The sequence below is a fragment of the Pontitalea aquivivens genome (genome assembly GCF_046507575.1).
Lineage (GTDB): Bacteria > Pseudomonadota > Alphaproteobacteria > Rhodobacterales > Rhodobacteraceae > Pontitalea > Pontitalea aquivivens.
In genome coordinates this window covers 12,245-28,922 of record NZ_JBKFEY010000030.1, presented here as the reverse complement: position 1 = coordinate 28,922, position 16,678 = coordinate 12,245, and the positions used below count along the sequence as shown (strand labels likewise).

14 protein-coding genes are annotated in these 16,678 nt (G+C 60.1%); 4 read left to right on the top strand and 10 right to left on the bottom strand.

What is annotated here, in order from left to right:
* Nucleotides 1-371: 371 nt before the first annotated feature.
* The 6 genes from ACK8OU_RS17950 to ACK8OU_RS17925 form a co-directional block, all read right to left on the bottom strand.
* Nucleotides 372-845, bottom strand: a complete 474-nt coding sequence (locus ACK8OU_RS17950; RefSeq protein WP_353349666.1) for a hypothetical protein — start codon at nucleotides 843-845, stop codon at nucleotides 372-374.
* A gap of 99 nt (nucleotides 846-944) precedes the next feature.
* Nucleotides 945-3,113, bottom strand: a complete 2,169-nt coding sequence (locus tag ACK8OU_RS17945) for a ParB/RepB/Spo0J family partition protein (RefSeq protein WP_410304731.1) — start codon at nucleotides 3,111-3,113, stop codon at nucleotides 945-947.
* A gap of 106 nt (nucleotides 3,114-3,219) precedes the next feature.
* Entirely contained in the window at nucleotides 3,220-4,275 is a 1,056-nt protein-coding gene (gene repC / locus ACK8OU_RS17940) for a plasmid replication protein RepC (protein WP_410304730.1), read from the bottom strand.
* Between the two features lie 240 nt (nucleotides 4,276-4,515).
* A complete protein-coding gene (gene repB / locus ACK8OU_RS17935) occupies nucleotides 4,516-5,484 on the bottom strand; it encodes a plasmid partitioning protein RepB (protein ID WP_233678008.1) in 969 nt (322 codons plus the stop codon).
* Complete coding sequence (repA, locus tag ACK8OU_RS17930; protein ID WP_410304729.1) at nucleotides 5,484-6,683, bottom strand: plasmid partitioning protein RepA; 1,200 nt, start codon at nucleotides 6,681-6,683, stop codon at nucleotides 5,484-5,486. Before repA ends, repB begins: the two co-directional genes overlap by 1 nt.
* Nucleotides 6,684-7,049: 366 nt before the next feature.
* The gene (locus ACK8OU_RS17925) at nucleotides 7,050-7,931 is read right to left on the bottom strand and encodes a recombinase family protein (protein WP_410304728.1); all 882 of its coding nucleotides are present in this window, start codon (nucleotides 7,929-7,931) and stop codon (nucleotides 7,050-7,052) included.
* 226 nt (nucleotides 7,932-8,157) lie between these two features.
* Between ACK8OU_RS17925 and ACK8OU_RS17920 the strand changes: the two genes are divergently transcribed.
* Nucleotides 8,158-9,228: a hypothetical protein gene (locus ACK8OU_RS17920; RefSeq protein ID WP_038068700.1), complete on the top strand. Its 1,071-nt coding sequence runs from the start codon at nucleotides 8,158-8,160 to the stop codon at nucleotides 9,226-9,228.
* A gap of 531 nt (nucleotides 9,229-9,759) precedes the next feature.
* Nucleotides 9,760-10,425 carry a L,D-transpeptidase gene (locus tag ACK8OU_RS17915; RefSeq protein ID WP_026155629.1) on the top strand — a complete coding sequence of 222 codons (666 nt, stop codon included), beginning with the start codon at nucleotides 9,760-9,762 and terminating at the stop codon, nucleotides 10,423-10,425.
* 25 nt (nucleotides 10,426-10,450) lie between these two features.
* On the opposite strand, the gene ACK8OU_RS17910 is transcribed toward ACK8OU_RS17915, so the two are convergent.
* The gene (locus tag ACK8OU_RS17910; RefSeq protein ID WP_038068706.1) at nucleotides 10,451-10,735 is read right to left on the bottom strand and encodes a hypothetical protein; all 285 of its coding nucleotides are present in this window, start codon (nucleotides 10,733-10,735) and stop codon (nucleotides 10,451-10,453) included.
* A 182-nt stretch (nucleotides 10,736-10,917) separates the two neighbouring features.
* Here ACK8OU_RS17910 and ACK8OU_RS17905 point away from each other — a divergent pair, with 182 nt between their 5' ends.
* Together ACK8OU_RS17905 and ACK8OU_RS17900 are read left to right on the top strand one after the other, a co-directional pair.
* Complete coding sequence (locus ACK8OU_RS17905) at nucleotides 10,918-13,272, top strand: heavy metal translocating P-type ATPase (protein ID WP_018001712.1); 2,355 nt, start codon at nucleotides 10,918-10,920, stop codon at nucleotides 13,270-13,272.
* A 63-nt stretch (nucleotides 13,273-13,335) separates the two neighbouring features.
* Nucleotides 13,336-13,848 (top strand): L,D-transpeptidase family protein, encoded by a 513-nt coding sequence (locus ACK8OU_RS17900; RefSeq protein ID WP_018001713.1) that lies wholly within the window; start codon nucleotides 13,336-13,338, stop codon nucleotides 13,846-13,848.
* Nucleotides 13,849-13,857: 9 nt separating this feature from the next.
* Here the strand turns inward: ACK8OU_RS17900 and lnt are convergent, their stop codons facing one another.
* From lnt to ACK8OU_RS17885, 3 genes are read right to left on the bottom strand one after another with little or no spacing between them, the layout of a single operon-like run.
* Nucleotides 13,858-15,435 (bottom strand): apolipoprotein N-acyltransferase, encoded by a 1,578-nt coding sequence (gene lnt / locus ACK8OU_RS17895; protein WP_018001714.1) that lies wholly within the window; start codon nucleotides 15,433-15,435, stop codon nucleotides 13,858-13,860.
* A complete protein-coding gene (gene lspA, locus ACK8OU_RS17890; RefSeq protein ID WP_018001715.1) occupies nucleotides 15,402-15,860 on the bottom strand; it encodes a signal peptidase II in 459 nt (152 codons plus the stop codon). The genes lnt and lspA overlap by 34 nt, the downstream gene beginning before the upstream one ends.
* Nucleotides 15,861-15,888: 28 nt before the next feature.
* Nucleotides 15,889-16,671, bottom strand: a complete 783-nt coding sequence (locus tag ACK8OU_RS17885; RefSeq protein ID WP_026155630.1) for a ZIP family metal transporter — start codon at nucleotides 16,669-16,671, stop codon at nucleotides 15,889-15,891.
* Between the last annotated feature and the right edge of the window lie 7 nt (nucleotides 16,672-16,678).

Below are 16,678 nucleotides of genomic sequence, written 5' to 3'. Positions count from 1 at the left end.
CAGAGGCGGGGGACCATCCCCCGCGCGACAGGACCCCGCAGGCCCGAAGACTGGCTGACATCACCGGGTGCGTTCGGCTCGTCCGAATCCACCCGGCGGCACGGGCTTGCCCGTAGTCCGACCCCTCGCGGGTTGATCTCGAAGACGGGATTCGGGGCAAGGAAGGGAATGGCGAGCGGGGGATGGTGCGACGGCTGACTGGAGCCGGGTGTCCCGCTGATGCCATCGGCGCCAGCCTCCCGGGCAGGCTTTTCAAGGAATACGTCATTCCGTGTTGGATTGGATTCTTTGGTGCCCCGCGATCTCGCGGGAAAGGGTCGTGATGAGTGAGAGGCCCGCGCTTTGGCGGGCCCCTTGGGTTCTACATGGGCTCAGGCAGCAAGCTCCGCGCCCCCTGCCCTATCGCCGTCCTCGCTGCCGACGATCTCCAGCCGCGCGTTGCGATAGCCTTCTTTGGCGATCCAGAGTTCGGCAGCCGTGACAGACTCGGCCAGGTGGAGCAGCTCCGTGCAACCGCCAAAATCCAGCAGGACACGGACCTGCCCAGGCTGTGGTTCCTCAGCGACCTCGAAGGTCAAGGCACTGTCAGCCGAATGGGTCCGCATGATCGTCACGAGTATGACCCCGTCCGAGGAGAAGTTCCCCTCGTGCAGCGTGAACGACGCCGGCGCCGTCCAGGTCGGATAGGGTCGCGGCGGCTCCTTCTTGACGAGACGGCCGACGCCGTTCGAGCGCTCCCAGGCCGCGAGCTTCTTTGTGAACCGGGCGGGCGGTTTCGTTGTGCTATCGGTGTAGCGAATGAGCGCGCCCAGGGGCGCGGTTTCGAGAATGGTGGTTGCAGACATGATTCCTCATCCTGAATGCGTCATTTTGCATTCATCTTATTGATATTATTGTATTTAATGTGATTGAGGGCGGGTTTCCCCGCCCTCGGATGGCGCGGATCACTCGGCAGCCATCATCGACGCATCATCACCCGGCAGGTCAGCGGTTAGGAAGGCGGGAAGGTCGACATCCTCGGTCTGACTGGCGTCGGAGACGGGCTCAGGCGCCCCCTGCCCTTCCGCACCGTCGAGTGCTACCAGGTCGTGACGGCGAAGAACCTCTGGCAACCAACCGCTGCCTTTCAGCAGACGCTCGGCTTCGGTCGCCATCTCGCCCTTCTTCAGGTGATCGAGGAGTTGCGCCGTCCCCTCCCCTTTAGCCTCACGCACGGCCTCGAGGATCCGGACCTTTGGCACGCGGTTCAGGTAGGTATCGACCGTCGGCTCCCAACCCGCCTCGACCATGTCGAGATCGACCGCCTGTGCGACCAAGTCGGACTGGGCCATGCGCTTGGTCAAACCGCTGGCGGAGATGCCGGCACCATAGGGGTTCACCTTCTCATGGAGCGCGTTGACCCCGAAGCTGAGGCAATGCGCGAGCAGCGACAGCCGGCTCCCTTGATCAAGGGAGGTCAGGTAGTCCCAGAGCGCGGCATCGTCGCCGAGCGGCAAGTCGGCCTCCCACTCCGCATGGCGATCGTCCACCAGCTTGGCCACCACGCTGTCCTTCAGATCGCTCGCCTGCGCCGACATGTAGACGTGACGGACCGAAGCCTCGAGGCAGCTGCCGGCCGAACTGAATGTCCGGAAGGTGTCACCCACGAGCTTCAGGAGCAGCAGCGTCAACGCGACGTCAGGAGAGCGTCCGACAGCTTCCCGCAGTGCCAATGTCCGGTGCGCCGTCAACTCCATGATCAGCCGCTCGGGCAAGGGCTTCAACGCACCATCGTCCTCGTCGTCGGGCACGTTGGCACCAAGCGCCTGACCGGCAGAAGTGATCACCGTGCCATGGCCGGCACCATCCGCGCTGCTCGGAGCTGAAAGCTCAGCGCCCTGCCCGTCTGCCGCCTGTTCACCACTGTAGACGTCAACATCTTCCCGAGGCTCATCCTCGGGCCGGACAAAGCCGCGATAGACAGCAAGCTCGCCATAGCGATCAAGCGTGACGAAAGCCCCTGCCCGCCCGATCTCCTCTGCATCAAAGATCAGCGGCCGGGCCTCGAGCTTCTCCATCGCGACTTCCAGCTCGCCAAGACGTGCGTCGATCTCTTCGGGGAACTCATCCTGTCCCTCGTATTCCTCCTCGAGCGCCCGGTACTCGGCAAGCAGTTTGGCATGGGCCGCGCCTTCGTCATCCGTCATCGGTGCCGGGTCGCCATTGAGCCGGCGCAAGCCGTGGCTGTAGCCATAGGGCAAGTCGAGAGAGACCTCGATCCACTTCCAGCCCTCGGTCGCGATCGCTTCGGCTTCGGCCTGTAGCTTCTCGCTGACCAGTCGGTCGAGCAGGGCCGGGTCTTCCAGCCAACCGCCGTCGTCGCCCTGGAAGAGGTCGTGCAACATGGTGCCGCCAGCAGCCTCGTACGCCTCGACGCCGACAAAGACAGCCCGACGGTCAGAGGCGCGGACAGAGGTTTCCGTCAGCATGCGCCGGATCTGATAGGGCTCCTTGTTCCACGACGACTTGATCGCATCCCAGACCTGAACCTGACGCTCGTGATCCGGATTGATCGTGAAGGCCATCAGCTGCTCCAACGTCATCTCGTCCTCGGCATAGAGCTCGAGCAGGGCAGGGGCCACAGCGGCGAGTTTCAGGCGCTGTTTGACCACCTGCGGCGTGACGAAGAAAGCGGCCGCGATCTCTTCATCGCCCTGACCCTTCTCCCTCAGCGCCACGAAGGCGCGGAATTGATCGAGCGGATGCAGGGCCGCGCGTTGCATGTTCTCAGCGAGCGAGTCGTCTTCGGCGAGGATCGTGGACTTGGCATCCCGCACGATGCAGGGAATGGGCGTGGTCTTGGCCAGACGTTTCTGCTTCACCAGGAGAGACAGGGCCTGGAAGCGTCGGCCGCCAGCGGGGATTTCAAACTTACCGGTCTCGGAACCATCATCCGCCAGAACGGGCCGAACGCTCAGGCTCTGCAGCAACCCGCGGCGGGCGATGTCTTCGGCCAGTTCCTCGACCGAGATGCCGGCCTTGATGCGCCGGACGTTGGACTGGCTCAGCACGAGCTTGTCGATGGGAATGTCCCGGGACGGGGACAGGGTGACTTTCTGGGCAGATTTCTCCATCAGATCTTCTCCGCGACGGGCGCCGGAAGCCACTCTCCCGATCTCACTTCCCGTCACCCCTTTCACAGCCCATCTCTATCTCTCAACATGTCCACCGCGGTGGACATCACGCAGTTGCTGCCCCAGAACGAGAAAGCCTCTCCAACAACATTGATGGGTTGAAGTCAGTTTCTCTGCGACCGAGCGTGATGCTGTGGAAATACGCTCCAAAGTCTCGGATGCGATTGCTCATCTGGAGAATTATGAAGATGGCGCATGATGCTTTTTGAGAGCCTATCTTCTTAGCAGCCTTTTCGAAGGTGCTTTCGTGGATTCCCATCATTGGAGCGAGCGTTCTCGCGTGGCTTTCGACATCGTGCCAGTTCCTAAGTGAGTTCGTTGCGAACGATGTAGCCTGGTCACAAACGGTTGTGAGCGTTTGCAGGGGAGGTGTTTGGCTGTTGGTCCCGCTTTCTAAATCTTTTTGTTCTTTTTTAGACTTAGAATGGTGGCGGACAGTTTGCCCGTCATTGGCGGGCAGTTTCATTGTTTCTGGTGCGTCCACCGCGGTGGACATCTGTTTGCATTGTGCCTCCAGTTCGCCGAGCAAAGTACGATACTCCGCGATCGAGAGCTTCCTCCGAAGAACTCGGCGTACCTGATGAGTGAGTTCGTTCTCGGGGTCAGCTTCGTCGATCTGAGCAAGTTTGGTTAGGATTTGCTTTCGCAAGAACACGCGATCCCGACGAGCGTTTTCCATCGCTTGGGCTGTCGCAAGTAGTTCGCCGGCACGCGCGAGCAACGGAGCCAGCGACAACCCATAGCTAATGGACTGACCTTCGGAGGACTTCACTCGGTATCTTTTGCGATTTGGGCTGTCGTGGCGCTTCATGAAACCGAGTTCAACAAAGCGATCGATGTGCCTACGGAGGGTTCGTTCATCGATCCCGCCAACTCGACGGCAGATCTCGTCGTTGGAAGCGAAGACTGTGTCTCCATGCCCAGGCTTGAGAAAGCTCAGCATCGCTTGGAGCGTTTGAACATGTCCTGGACGGAGACCGAACAGGCTGCGAGTATCTCTGAGCGCGCGGAAGACTGCCCAGATGTCGGTTTCAGGTGTTGACGTGGCGGGGGTGCCCTTGCCGACGCCAAAGGTCTGAACGGAAAGCTTTGTGAATGCCATGTTTGTTGAACGACGACCGTTGCGGCCCACAACTTCCCCGGCTCTTCCCGCTGTTTTTGGCGAGAAAAGGCAACAAAAAGACGTCCACCGAATCGGTGACTCTTGACCGGTATGTCGGAGATTGCTACATCACAGGTGCTAATCAGATGATGAGGGCTCTCCGGGGGAAACCTTGGGGGGCTCTTTTCTTTTTGGTCTTCGCCTTTCTCCTCTGCTCGTGTTTTTGGTTATGACCGGGGATCAGCTCCCCGAGCCTCTCTCATTCTGCCATTGTTCAAAAAGCTGTCGCAGCGTGGTTTCCGCGCGCTCTTCGAGCCATTGGCCGAATTCCGGGTTGTCCTTGCGGGTGATCTTGATAGCGATCGACTTGCCATCGACTGAAAGTGTGCCGACAGGGCTACCACTATTGTCCTTTACCACGGTCGTTTGGCCACGGGCGCTTTGGTCGGCTGCGCCACGCGCCTTGCTGGAGCAAGCAACATAGACGGCTTGAAACTTGTCCGAGCTTGGAGTGGTGTCAGGCAGAGAGGCAAGTGTCTCACGCGCAATGTCGACAAGCGGAACCTTCTCTGAAAGTGCAGCAAGATCACCCCATTGGCGTCGACCTACGCCATGAGCCGGGCCGATAAGCCGGACAAGTTCGTCAGGCAGCTGCTCGATGACTACACGATGGTTCGACACACCTTGCCGGGTGAGGCCTAGGGCGTCCTGAATGACGCCAGGCTTGTAACCGGCCTCCTGCATCTCTTTGATAAAAAGAGATTTTTCAATGAAGGACGGATCCAGCCGCAGGTTGTTTTCCTGACCTTGCGCGATCAGAGAAGCATCATCATCGAGCGTTCGAACGATCGCTTTGACGGTTCCACCAACTCTTCGAATGGCTGCAAGTCTGCGACGCCCGTAGATGATGCGGTATCGATCCGGTTGGTCAGAGGGGCGAACCATGATCGGCACTTGCTGACCATGCTTGCGAATGCTTTCGGCGAGATCTTCAATGCTACTATCTTCCAGGATCAGGCGATCCCGGAGGCCATCCATATCGATCCGGTCGGGTTCGATATCTCGGATTGAGTTGGCAGTGATTTCCCGGAGAGAGTCCCGCAATCCGCCAACCGAGCCAGGTAGCTTCGAGGATTTGACCGGGGCAGGGGAGGGGGCTGCCGACTCTTTCTCGTCTTTCGGTGGCTGGTTGAAGATATTTCGAGCCATCAGCGACGCCCCCATGCCATTTGGATTGTCTGCTCCAGCTCATCGGCAACGCTGTTCACGCTGGTCAAAGCCCGATCAATGGTCTTCCGAATGAGCTGGCTCGGGTCTACCTCATAGATGGTTTGCTGAGTCATGCCGGCGTCAGAAATGGCTGTCGACTTCAGCATCGGTTCAGTCATCACTTGGCCCGCAAGGATTGAACGTAGGTACCCGGCCATTTGCGTTTGTGGTCCGTCCGACGGCTCGTAGCGTGTGATCAGGAACTTTACGAAGTCCCAAGTGACATGTCGTCCAATCGCCTCTTCGACGGCTTTGACCGTTTCCGAAGCGAGTTTGAGGAACTGGCTCATCGAAGCGATGTCGAGCATGCCGGGGACGACCGTCACAAGTAAGCCCGTGGACGCTGCCAATGCTGTCAATGTCAGGAAGCCCAACTGCGGAGGGCAATCGATCAGCACGATGTCATAGTCTGAGTCGACTTCCTCTAGCGCCAGAGCAAGACGCTCTGCAAAAATCGGCTGAACCCTGCGCGCAAGGGCATTCGCTGTCTCGGTTTCGTACTCGGACAACATCAAGCCAGCCGGGACCATGTCGAGCTTGTGGAAGTATGTTTTCTGGATGACCTCCGAGAGCGGAACCTGATCATCGTATCTCAATGCGTCGTAGATTGTGCCGCCTTCGGCAAATTCGAGCTCAGGCCGGAAGCCGAAAAATGTCGTCAAACTGGCTTGCGGGTCGAGGTCCAGCACAAGCACGCGGTAGCCACGCAGGGCATACCTGTGTGCCAAATGGATCGTCGCCGTTGTCTTCGAGCTCCCGCCTTTGAAATTCACGACCGAAATGACCTGAAGACGGTCGTCGTCTCGGCGGCCAGGTCTGTACGCGTCAGCATTTTTGCCTGTCCGCGCCAAAATGTTGCGGAGGTCGTCAACTTCTTCGGCCGTGTAGAACCTATGACCGCGACCGTCAGTGTGAACTTCTGGGAAGCTGCCATCTTTGTGGCGGTTGCGCAGGTTCGACGTACTAACGCGCAGCAACTCGGCGACCTCGGTCGAGCTGAAGCGGCGCAAGGACTTGCGCTCTTCTGGCTCGAACGCAACTTTCATCTGCCGGTCAAGCGACTCAGCAAGACTGTCTGCAAATGCTCCGATGTCGGAAGAGCCTATGCCTTGCGCGTAGCCCGTATTTCGATCATCCATGTTCTGCCGCCTCTCATGGCCTTTGCTAAGGCTCTATGTCGTTCTGACGGTCGAAGCCACGTCTGACGCGTTTTGCCGTCAGAATGGAGATGCCACGAACATCTGAGTCCGGCAAGAAGAATCTAGATGTAGTGGAAAAGTTATCCACAGCACCAATTTGGTCGCGCAGGGCTTATGCTAGATAACGCATTGATTACCAACGATAAAGACCGTGTCTGGCGAAGCCGACACCCTTCGAGATAATTTCTGCTCGCGCGAACTAACCCCAAGGCATTGTTGGATATTTACGTGGTTTTCGTCCAATTGAGGCGATGATTCTGGAAGATTTGGGCCGAGCGAGCAGGGTGGTTTGCCGACCATTAGCGCCTACAAAAGGCCGAGGCGCTCTGCACGCTCCAGCAGCATTCTGACTGAGGAAGGCTGCCAGCTGGTGCGACCGCGAGGGGTGCGCTCACGCATGGATTCCAGTCGGTCGCCGATTGCCTGCAAGGTGATCTCGGGGTCAGCACCTTTGATTGCGGCGACAATCGCAGGCAGGCGATCGTCGGTTTCGCGACGTCCAGCGCGTCCAAGCACTTCAGCGGGCAGGAATCCGTCCGCCACGTATGCCTTCACGGCGCGGAGCAGGCGGCTTTGCGTCCAGCGCCGATCATGGGGCAGGGGGCCATTGATGATCCGCAGGACGTCTTCCCAAGCCATATCGGGGCGCAAACGGCGCACATGTGGCACCCAATCCTGCGCAGTTTCGTTCAAGCGCTCCATGTAGCCGTCCTGTCGCGCCAGCCGCACCTTGCGCAGCGCTTCAGGGTCCTTGGCGCGCAGACCTGGGTTGCCGCCTACGCGGCCCTTTGAGCGTGCCGAGGCAAGTCCGGCTTTGGTACGCTCGCGGATCAGAGCGCGTTCGAACTCAGCCGCAGCGCCCAGAACCTGCAACGTGAACTTGCCCTGGGGCGAGGCAGTGTCGATCGGGTCCTGGAGCGATCGGAAGAACGCCCCCTTGCCTTCCAGTCTTTCGATCACCTCAAGTAGGTGCGACAAAGACCGCGCAAGCCGGTCGATCCGCACGACGACCAGCGTGTCGCCCTTGCCAATCCGCTCCAGCACACGTGCAAGCACGGGCCGCGCGCGATTGCCGCCCGAGGCGTGCTCTTCAAAGATCTCGGCGCATCCCGCAGACTGCAGTGCCTCAGACTGGGGCAGGGGGGTCTGATCCTCGGTGGAGACGCGCGCATAGCCAATCAGGGGCATGAAACTGGGCCGTTTGCAATTTTATGTACCACCAATAAACGACCGTTTGTAAACGAATGCAAGTAGGTGCTCTCTCGTCGCGTTCATCCTAAGACCCTTGGTTCCCTAGCGCTGAGCGCGATCTGAGAGGTTCCGCCGGCAGTCGCGCGAGCGTGCTATATAAAGGGCGTAGGCAACCGCCACAAAATCACTTGGGTAATGTGCAAAAAATAAGTATTTTGCACATATGAATACGAGAGCCTCTATTTTGACTGATGGTTACGACGACCCCCTCATCACTACCGAGGAGGATGCAGAGGCTCACGAAAAGGATCTCTGGTTTCTGCCGGGACCATTCGAAGAAGAACCAGATGATTTGCCTCCCGGGCCGCGTGCAGAACCGCCGGACACTGCCGTCATCGAAGACTGGGCAAAGGCAGAAGGCGTTCACGCTGCGCGGCTAGCAAAGGTGGCTGGACGCCTGGGAGCTCTGGATGACCGGCTGCTGCGCGGCCCGGAAGGCTGGCGGCATCGCCTCGCTCTTGTCGAGGCAGCGGCCCTCAGCTGGGTCGCAGGAGATCGGGTGAGTACTGATCGTCTGGCGCTCTGGGTATCCATGCGGCTGTCAGGTGCACAGGATGACCCAAATGCCTTGGCACGCGTTGGATGGGCTGTTCGGCGCTTGACAGGCGGTCCCGGACCGATGGCTGACCTGGCCGCTTTTCTGGATCGCCGCGACCCCGAGAACATTGAAGACAGCGCTGAGCGTTTCGAGGATCGCGCGGGTGGGTGGCTGGACGTCATGGCAGCCGCAAAGGGTCTCCACCCGATCACGCGGGCGTGCATGGGGTATCACCTGTGGAGCTTGGCGGGCCTCGGACGCCACGGCGACCAGATCGAAGCTGCCGTCACCGCGTCTAGGATCGCGACCAGCGATGGAAGCGGTGCCATCTTCGCGCCGCTCGCTATGGCCGGGGCCGGGGGGCTGCGCGTTTCGGGCTTGCCACCCGAGCGTTTGGCCCGCTGGTTGGATGGGATGAACAGCGCAATTCTAACGGCGATGCGAACACTTGATGATATTGAAGTGTGGATCGGGCGGGCAGAAAACGTCATGGCGCAATTATCTGGCCGCACGCCGGTTGCCTTGCGAAAGGTTTTCACGGAATGGCCCTTGGTCTCCGCCCCGATGGCTGAGGCCATGACCGGAGCCAGCCGCGCCGCCGTTCAGCGCAATCTCGCATGGATGGAGGCAAGCGGTTTGATCCGCGAGGTGACGGGGAACGGGAGGTATCGCATGTGGAAAGCTGACCTAATATAGGTCATTTGTCGAGGCTGACACCGGCTTGACCTGGCACGCTTTAGTGCCGCCCCAGATGATCGTTTAAGCCACTTTCCGTTCGAATGCGACAAGGCTTTTCCAGCCCAAAGCGTTCGTTAGCCATTCGTCTCACGTTTTTGTGACAATTGATCGCTTGAAGCTCCAGTGGGTGAAGGTTGTAACGGGGCGAAATAACGGAATGAGAGCCGGAGCCAGAGATGGCATCGTAGCATTTGCGAGTGGCGCAAGTTCCCTGTGCCGTGACGTTCCCGATCTCATGGTCGCGATATCGAAGCCGCTGTGCCTAAATTTCCAGACAATCTGCGACTTAACGAATTGTCGCTGCGCAACTTCGGACCAGGTATTGTGCGAGCAGTTTTCTCCTCCCTAGCAAACTGGAAACTGCAAGGATCGCATGTCTACTTACGAAAATTTGCCCTTGAACCTCTAGCCACTAGAAGTCCTATCTGTTCAAGGAGAACACATACCGTTCTTGCCATCAATCGCCGGTGAGAACCGAAAGGGTACGAAATGCTGACAAGACGACACTTCATTCAGACAACAACGGCGCTTTTTTCGGTGACCGGTCCCGGTATGGCTTTTGCCGACACTTGGCCCACCGAGGCTCAGAAGGCTGAATGGGACGCACAGGTGACGCCTCAGGGTTATGTTGCCGAGACTTCCAACCCATGGGGATTGCACCCGCGGTTCCTACCGCAACGTGTGGTCGCGAAGGCCGGTCTCGTGCCGGGAGATATCCATGTCGACGCGGTCGCACGATATCTTTACCACATTGAAGAGGGTGGAACCGCGATGCGCTACGGCGTGGCCATCGCGCGGGGGAACCTCTACGAGCCGGGTGTCTATACCATCAAGCGCAAGGTCAGGTGGCCGCACTGGCAACCGACACAGAGCATGATCAATCGCGACCCCGAACTTTATGCTGACATTGCCGATGGCATGGAACCGGGACCGGAAAACGCGCTTGGATCGAGGGCGCTGTATCTCTACGTCGGGGATCGCGATACCCTTTTGCGCATCCATGGCACTCCGAGCCCACGGAGTATCGGTGGCCGCGCAAGTTCGGGCTGCGTACGGATGGTCATGGCTCATATCAATGATCTTTACCCGAACGTCGAGACCGGCTCTACCGCCTATCTTTACTCGGCGGAGGACAGCGTGACTGCCCGCAGCTAAGCCAAGCAGCGGACGGCAAACGCAATTAAGTTTCGCGAGGGGTGCAGATACGATTGCCGTTCGCCGTGCGCAGCGGCAGCAAGGTTGTTTCTACGGGGCCGCTGTGTTTGTACCAGTAGCACCCGTCCTCGGGCACCAAGCGCGCGGTTGCAACATCCTGATCCGGGGCAGCCATTGCAATCACGGCTTCGGGAACTTTGCCCCGCCGGTCTGCCGAGTCGCCCGGTCCAGTCGGCTGGATTGCGCACCCGGCCGTAAGAGACAGCGCCACTGCAACAATTATTTTTTGCTTCAGCATCAAAACCCGCATCAAGCTTCCTTTCGTGTCTGTTTTTCTTTGCATCGGCTTTTCATGCCTCAAGGCGTGATGGAGCCGGTCGCCGCATCCTCTAGCAATAAAACAAACTGAAATACCACCGTATTTTGCTCTTGAAGCTCTAGCTACTGTAGGGGCTATGTCATGGTAAAGCACCCGAATCCAGAGGTCCATTCATGCCGCCCGACACCCATCGTCACGACCACGATCACGCCGAAGATGCCCAGACAAGCGGCGGCAGCTGCTGCGGGAGCGCCGGAACGTGCGGCGACATCGTTCCGGCGACCCCCGCGCCAGCGGGCGGGCGCAGTTTTCAGGTGTCCGGCCTCGATTGCGCCGAGGAGGTAGCAATCCTGAACAAGGTGGTCGGCCCGAAGATCGGCGGGGCCGAGCATCTCGCGTTCGACGTGATCAATGGGCGGATGACTATTCTCGACAGCGCCAAGAGTTTATCGGACGGCGAAATTGCAGAACTGGTCGCAAGCACCGGCATGACCGCCAAGCCTTGGGATGCCGAGAACGCGTCGGTCGACCAGGCGGCCCATCTTGCAAGACAGCGGCTGTTTACGGCGCTCAGTGGAGGCTTCTGGGCCGCGGGATTTCTGTGGCACATCATCGAGACCGGCATGGGCGGGGCGCTCGGCCTCTTCGCGGGTCACGGCGAAGCGCCGATGCCACTGGTCGAGGCAGGGCTGTTCGCGGTTGCGATCCTGTTCGGTGTCTGGCTCGTGGCACCCAAGGCATGGTCGTCCGCTCGGCGGCTGTCGCCCGACATGAACCTGCTCATGGTGGTCGCCGTGGCCGGTGCCATCGGGCTTGGCGAATTTTTCGAGGCGGCGACAGTCGCGTTCTTCTTTTCGCTCTCGCTCTACCTCGAAAGCTGGAGCGTCGGGCGTGCGAGGAATGCGGTTTCAGCTCTGCTCGACCTCGCGCCGCCGACGGCAAGAGTTCTTCATGATGACGGCTCGGAAGCGGACGTTCCGGCTTCTGCGGTTGCTATCAACGCACGTTTCATCGTGCGCGGCGGAGACCGCATCCCATTGGATGGTGAGGTTGTCGATGGGGCAGGGGCCGTCGATCAGGCGCCGATCACCGGAGAGAGTGCGCTGGTCCCAAAGGAACGGGGCGACGAAGTCTATGCCGGTACGATCAACGGCGAAGGCACACTGACGGTGCGCGCCACGAAGGCCGCCTCGGACACCGTGTTGGCCAAGATTATCCGCATGGTCGGCGACGCCCATGCCCGCCGCGCGCCGGTGGAGCAGTGGGTGGCGAAATTCGCCCGCATCTATACGCCTATCGTCATGGCTCTCGCCATTGCAATTGCCCTGCTGCCGCCGCTCATTTTCGGGGGGGCCTGGGATTATTGGTTCTACAATGCACTCGTGCTGCTGGTGATCGCTTGCCCATGCGCTCTGGTCATCTCGACACCGGTCTCCATCGTCGCTGCACTCACCGCCTCAGCGCGGGCCGGGGTGCTGATCAAGGGCGGTGCATATGTTGAGGCACCGGGCAAGACCACTGCACTGGCCATGGACAAGACCGGCACGATCACCATGGGCGAGCCCGAGGTGGCGGCGGTGCATCCGCTGGGCAAAGCATCGGCGCAAGATCTGATGACCCTCGCCGCTGGGCTGGAGGCACGTTCCTCGCATCCCTTGGCGCGCGCCATTCTTGCGCGGGCAGAAGCCGACGGCATCAAGGTATCCGCCGCGGAAGATACCCGAACCGTTCCGGGCAGGGGACTTGAAGGACGCACAGACGGCCGGTCGATCTGGCTGGGGTCGGACCGGTTTGCCGAGGAGAAGGGTTTCGGCGACGCCATTCCGAAGGATTTGCGCGACCGCATCGAAGGGGCTGGCAGCACCCTTGTTGCCGTGGGCGACGACACCGGTGTCACCGGCATCTTGGAATTGCGCGACCGTATCCGCCCGGATGCCAAAGGCATCGTGGCGCAGCTTCACGCGCAGGGTGTGAAGACCATCGTCATGCTGACCGGTGATAACGAGCGGACAGCGCGCGCTGTTGCAGCCGAGGTCGGCATCGACGAGGTCCGTGCCGAGCTTCTGCCCGAAGACAAGGTGACTGCCATCGAAGAACTGGTCGAAACGCATGACATGGTGGCCATGATCGGCGACGGGGTCAACGACGCCCCGGCCATGGCGCGCGCGCATTACGCCATCGCAATGGGTGCCGTTGGTTCGGACGCGGCAATCGAGACGGCGGATATAGCCCTGATGACCGACGATCTCGGCAAGGTGCCTTGGCTGATCGGTCATTCGCGCCGGACAATGTCGATCATTCATCAGAACATCGGTATTTCCTTGGCGACCAAGGGCGTTTTCGTTGTCGCTACCGCGTTCGGACTGGCATCGATGTGGGGCGCGATTGCAGCCGACGTAGGAGTGTCATTGCTGGTGGTGGCCAATGCCCTGCGCCTGCTGAACAGCCAAGAGGCCAAGGCGCCGCCGTCCGGCGGTGAGCAGGTTGGCCCACAGATGGCAAAGGCCGCGCTTGCCCACGGACATTGATCACGCAGCATTTGCAAGGTAACGTAATGTCCATAACAGACCTCACGAAAGAGGCATCGAGCAGTGAAAACCATCCGATTTCCCCGCCGCGCCGTCCTGTTGGGCGGGCTGGTAGCGTTTCTGTCCGGGTGTGCCAGCAAGTTCCGCAGCTATGACGGACCCGAAGTCACCCGTGTTCGGCTTTACAAGGGACAGCGCTTGCTTGTTCTCGACGGAGCCGATCGCGTCTTGCAAACCTATCCGGTCGGGCTGGGTTTCGCTCCTGAGGGTCACAAACAATTCGAGGGGGATGGCCGGACTCCGGAAGGAGTTTACACAATCGACAGGCGAAACCCCAACAGCACCTACCATCTTTCGATTGGCATCTCTTATCCGAACGAGGCCGACATCGCCTTTGCCGAAGCGCAGGGCCTTTCCCCCGGCGGCGACATCTTCATCCATGGTGGCCCACGCCCCGGCATCGACCCGACAAATGTCCGCGACTGGACAGCTGGCTGCATCGCGGTCACGGATCGGGAGATCGAGGACATCTATGCAATGGTGAAGGACGGGACACCTATCCACATCTTTGCATGACGGTCTTTCTCATGCGGCGGTAGTGAGCCGTCGCATTGGCGCCATTGCCCAGCTCCACGAAGCCAAGATGAGCGCCAACAGCATCCAGTCCCCGAAGCTCGCGTAGAGTGTCGGCGGTCGCGCGGAGGGCAGGCTAGCGTCGATGATGCCCGTTTCGCCGGTATCGAGCCGCGCAACGATCTCTCCGCTCGCGTCGATGACCGCAGAGATGCCCGTATTCGCGGCTCGGATGACTGGAAGGCCTTCCTCTACGGCGCGCATACGTGCGGAAGCCAGATGCTGCTCGGGTCCGATGCTGGTGCCAAACCAGGCATCGTTTGTCGCGTTGAAAATCCAGTCCGGCCGGAACAGGTCGTCGACCACATGCCCTGGGAAGATGATCTCATAGCAGATCGCCACGGCGACCAGCGGCACACCCGGAAGCGCAAGCGTTCTCGGGCCCGGTCCGGGCGTAAAATCGCCCAGACCCGCCGTGAGCCGCTCGATGGGCAACCAGCCGCGGAATGGCACATATTCGCCGAAGGGCACGAGATGGTGTTTCGCGTATCCGGTCAGGATCTCGCCGGTCTCGTCAAATGCCTGGACCGTGTTGAAATATCGGGTGCCATCCTCGCTCGGTACACGGTCCGGCACACCGGTAAGCAGCACTCTGCCGTCTGGTAGCGCTGCGGCAATGCGGGCCCGTGCCTCCGTATCCTCATCGAGGAAACCCGGAAAGGCGGTTTCCGGCCAGAGAAGCACGTCGAAATCGCCGGGCCGGGTTGAAAGCTCAAGATAGCGCGCGAAGGTCGCCTCGCGGTTCTCGGGAGCCCATTTCTCCTCTTGTGGAATGTTGCCCTGGACGATGCGCAGGTCGACACCGGGTGGCTGTTGTGCATCCGACTGGAGGCGCAGCGTGCCGACAGCCCACATCGTCGCGATTCCGGCCAGCGCCATGAGCGAGATGGTCAATCGTTGCCGCCCGGACGCCATAGCAGCCGCGCCAGGGAGTACCGCGACGAACACGGTGAGAAAGCTTAGCCCATAGCTTCCGACCCAGGCGGCGGTCTGGCGAAGGGCGGCGTAGTCTACAAGTGCGTAACCGGCCAGGTTCCAGGGAAACCCTGTCAGAACGTGACCACGCAACCACTCGGCCACGGTCCAGGAGGTCGCGAACAGGAGGCAGGCCAAGAGACTGCCCATGGCTCCGCGCCGCGCGATTTCGGCAAAAAGCGCAGCGGCAATGGCTGGGAAAATCGCGAGACCTGCGGACAATCCCGCGACCGCCGGAATCGCCATCGTCCCAAACCGCTCGGCCTCGACGTAGAAACTTTCCGCGATCCACCAAATCCCGAAACCGAACTGGCCGAGACCAAACGCCCAGCCGACGAGGAAAGCGCGCCCGAAGGAGAGATCGCGAAGCCCGACAAACAACGCGGAATAGGCAACGGGAACGAGCAGGAGAATCGAAAGAGGCGGGAAAGTCAGAACGGTCATCGCCCCGGCGGCGAAACCAAGCGTCATCCGCGAAAGCAAACGGTGGCGCAGAGCGATGCGGTTCAGAATTTCCGGCTTCACGACTTGATCGAACGCCGCGCGCTGATCCATGGCGCGGCGAGCAAGAGCCCCACGCCACTGACGACAAATACATCGGCCAAGTTGAAGGCAGGCCAATGTGTTGTGCCAATGTAGAAATCGAGAAAGTCTGTTACAGCCCGATACCGCACACGATCGATGACATTGCCCAGGGCTCCGCCAATGATCGCACCGTAGGCAAGCGTTTCCACCGCATTGTCGGCGCGAAACAGCATAACCCCCAGCCAAACACAGATGGCAAGAGCGAAAGCGATGAGGCTCCACCACGGCGCGCCGCCCAACATCCCGAAAGTCACGCCGTCATTACGATAAAAGACGAGGTTGAATCCCGGAAACACGGGAATTCCGGCGCTTAAAGTGACGGCATTCGCAACGACAATGGCTTTGGTGATCTGATCGATCGCGAACGCAGCAAGTGCTGCGAAGACGCCGATCATCGGAGATACCTTGTTTAGTGACATTGCCTCATCCCAACCAGACATCAAGGAACAGCATCAGAACGAGCCCGACTGCGAGACCGAGCGTCGCCCTGTTCTGATGGCCGCTGCGATGGGTTTCGGGGATGATTTCGTGGCTAATGACGTAGAGCATTGCGCCCGCGGCAAAGGCCAGACCCCATGGAAGCAGCGGTTCCGACAGTGTGATGATGCCGGCCCCGAGCAAACCGCCAATCGGCTCGATCATGCCCGTCAGCGCCGCGATGCCCCAGGCGCGCAGCTTCGGATATCCCTCGCCCAGCAGAGATACAGCGACGGCCAATCCTTCGGGCGCATTCTGAAGCCCGATGCCGATGGCGAGCGGCAGACCGCCCTCCATACCTCCGGATCCGAAGCCGACCCCAACCGCAAGGCCTTCGGGGAAGTTGTGGATCGTGATTGCGATGATGAACAGCCAGACCCGCCGCAAAGACGCCGCTTCGGGCCCTTCGCGTCCCGTCTTGAAGTGCTCGTGCGGCAGCTTTTCGTTCATCAGGGCGACAGCCCCCATGCCCAGAAGAATCGAAACGCATACGATGGCCGCAGGCATCGCGCCGTTTTCGAACATCGGCTCCGCCGCATCCAATGCCGGGATGATCAGCGAAAAGAAAGAAGCGGCGAGCATCACACCGGCAGCGAAGCCGAGCGACAGATCGCGTGTGGCCCGAGACGGGATGCGCCCGAACAGCACGGGAACTGCTCCGACTGCTGTGAGCGATCCGGCGGCAAGACTTCCGAGAAAGCCGAGCATTATCGGAGACAGATTTTCCATGGGCGGG

Bases quoted from the DNA above. Each gene is read 5' to 3' on its own strand.
- ACK8OU_RS17945 (WP_410304731.1), bottom strand. From the start codon at position 3,113: ATGGAGAAATCTGCCCAGAAAGTCACCCTGTCCCCGTCCCGGGACATT.
- repB (WP_233678008.1), bottom strand. From the start codon at position 5,484: ATGGCTCGAAATATCTTCAACCAGCCACCGAAAGACGAGAAAGAGTCG.
- ACK8OU_RS17910 (WP_038068706.1), bottom strand. From the start codon at position 10,735: ATGCGGGTTTTGATGCTGAAGCAAAAAATAATTGTTGCAGTGGCGCTG.
- ACK8OU_RS17915 (WP_026155629.1), top strand. From the start codon at position 9,760: ATGCTGACAAGACGACACTTCATTCAGACAACAACGGCGCTTTTTTCG.
- ACK8OU_RS17885 (WP_026155630.1), bottom strand. From the start codon at position 16,671: ATGGAAAATCTGTCTCCGATAATGCTCGGCTTTCTCGGAAGTCTTGCC.
- repC (WP_410304730.1), bottom strand. From the start codon at position 4,275: ATGGCATTCACAAAGCTTTCCGTTCAGACCTTTGGCGTCGGCAAGGGC.
- repA (WP_410304729.1), bottom strand. From the start codon at position 6,683: ATGGATGATCGAAATACGGGCTACGCGCAAGGCATAGGCTCTTCCGAC.
- ACK8OU_RS17950 (WP_353349666.1), bottom strand. From the start codon at position 845: ATGTCTGCAACCACCATTCTCGAAACCGCGCCCCTGGGCGCGCTCATT.
- lspA (WP_018001715.1), bottom strand. From the start codon at position 15,860: ATGATCGGCGTCTTCGCAGCACTTGCTGCGTTCGCGATCGATCAGATC.
- ACK8OU_RS17920 (WP_038068700.1), top strand. From the start codon at position 8,158: ATGAATACGAGAGCCTCTATTTTGACTGATGGTTACGACGACCCCCTC.
- lnt (WP_018001714.1), bottom strand. From the start codon at position 15,435: ATGGATCAGCGCGCGGCGTTCGATCAAGTCGTGAAGCCGGAAATTCTG.
- ACK8OU_RS17905 (WP_018001712.1), top strand. From the start codon at position 10,918: ATGCCGCCCGACACCCATCGTCACGACCACGATCACGCCGAAGATGCC.
- ACK8OU_RS17925 (WP_410304728.1), bottom strand. From the start codon at position 7,931: ATGCCCCTGATTGGCTATGCGCGCGTCTCCACCGAGGATCAGACCCCC.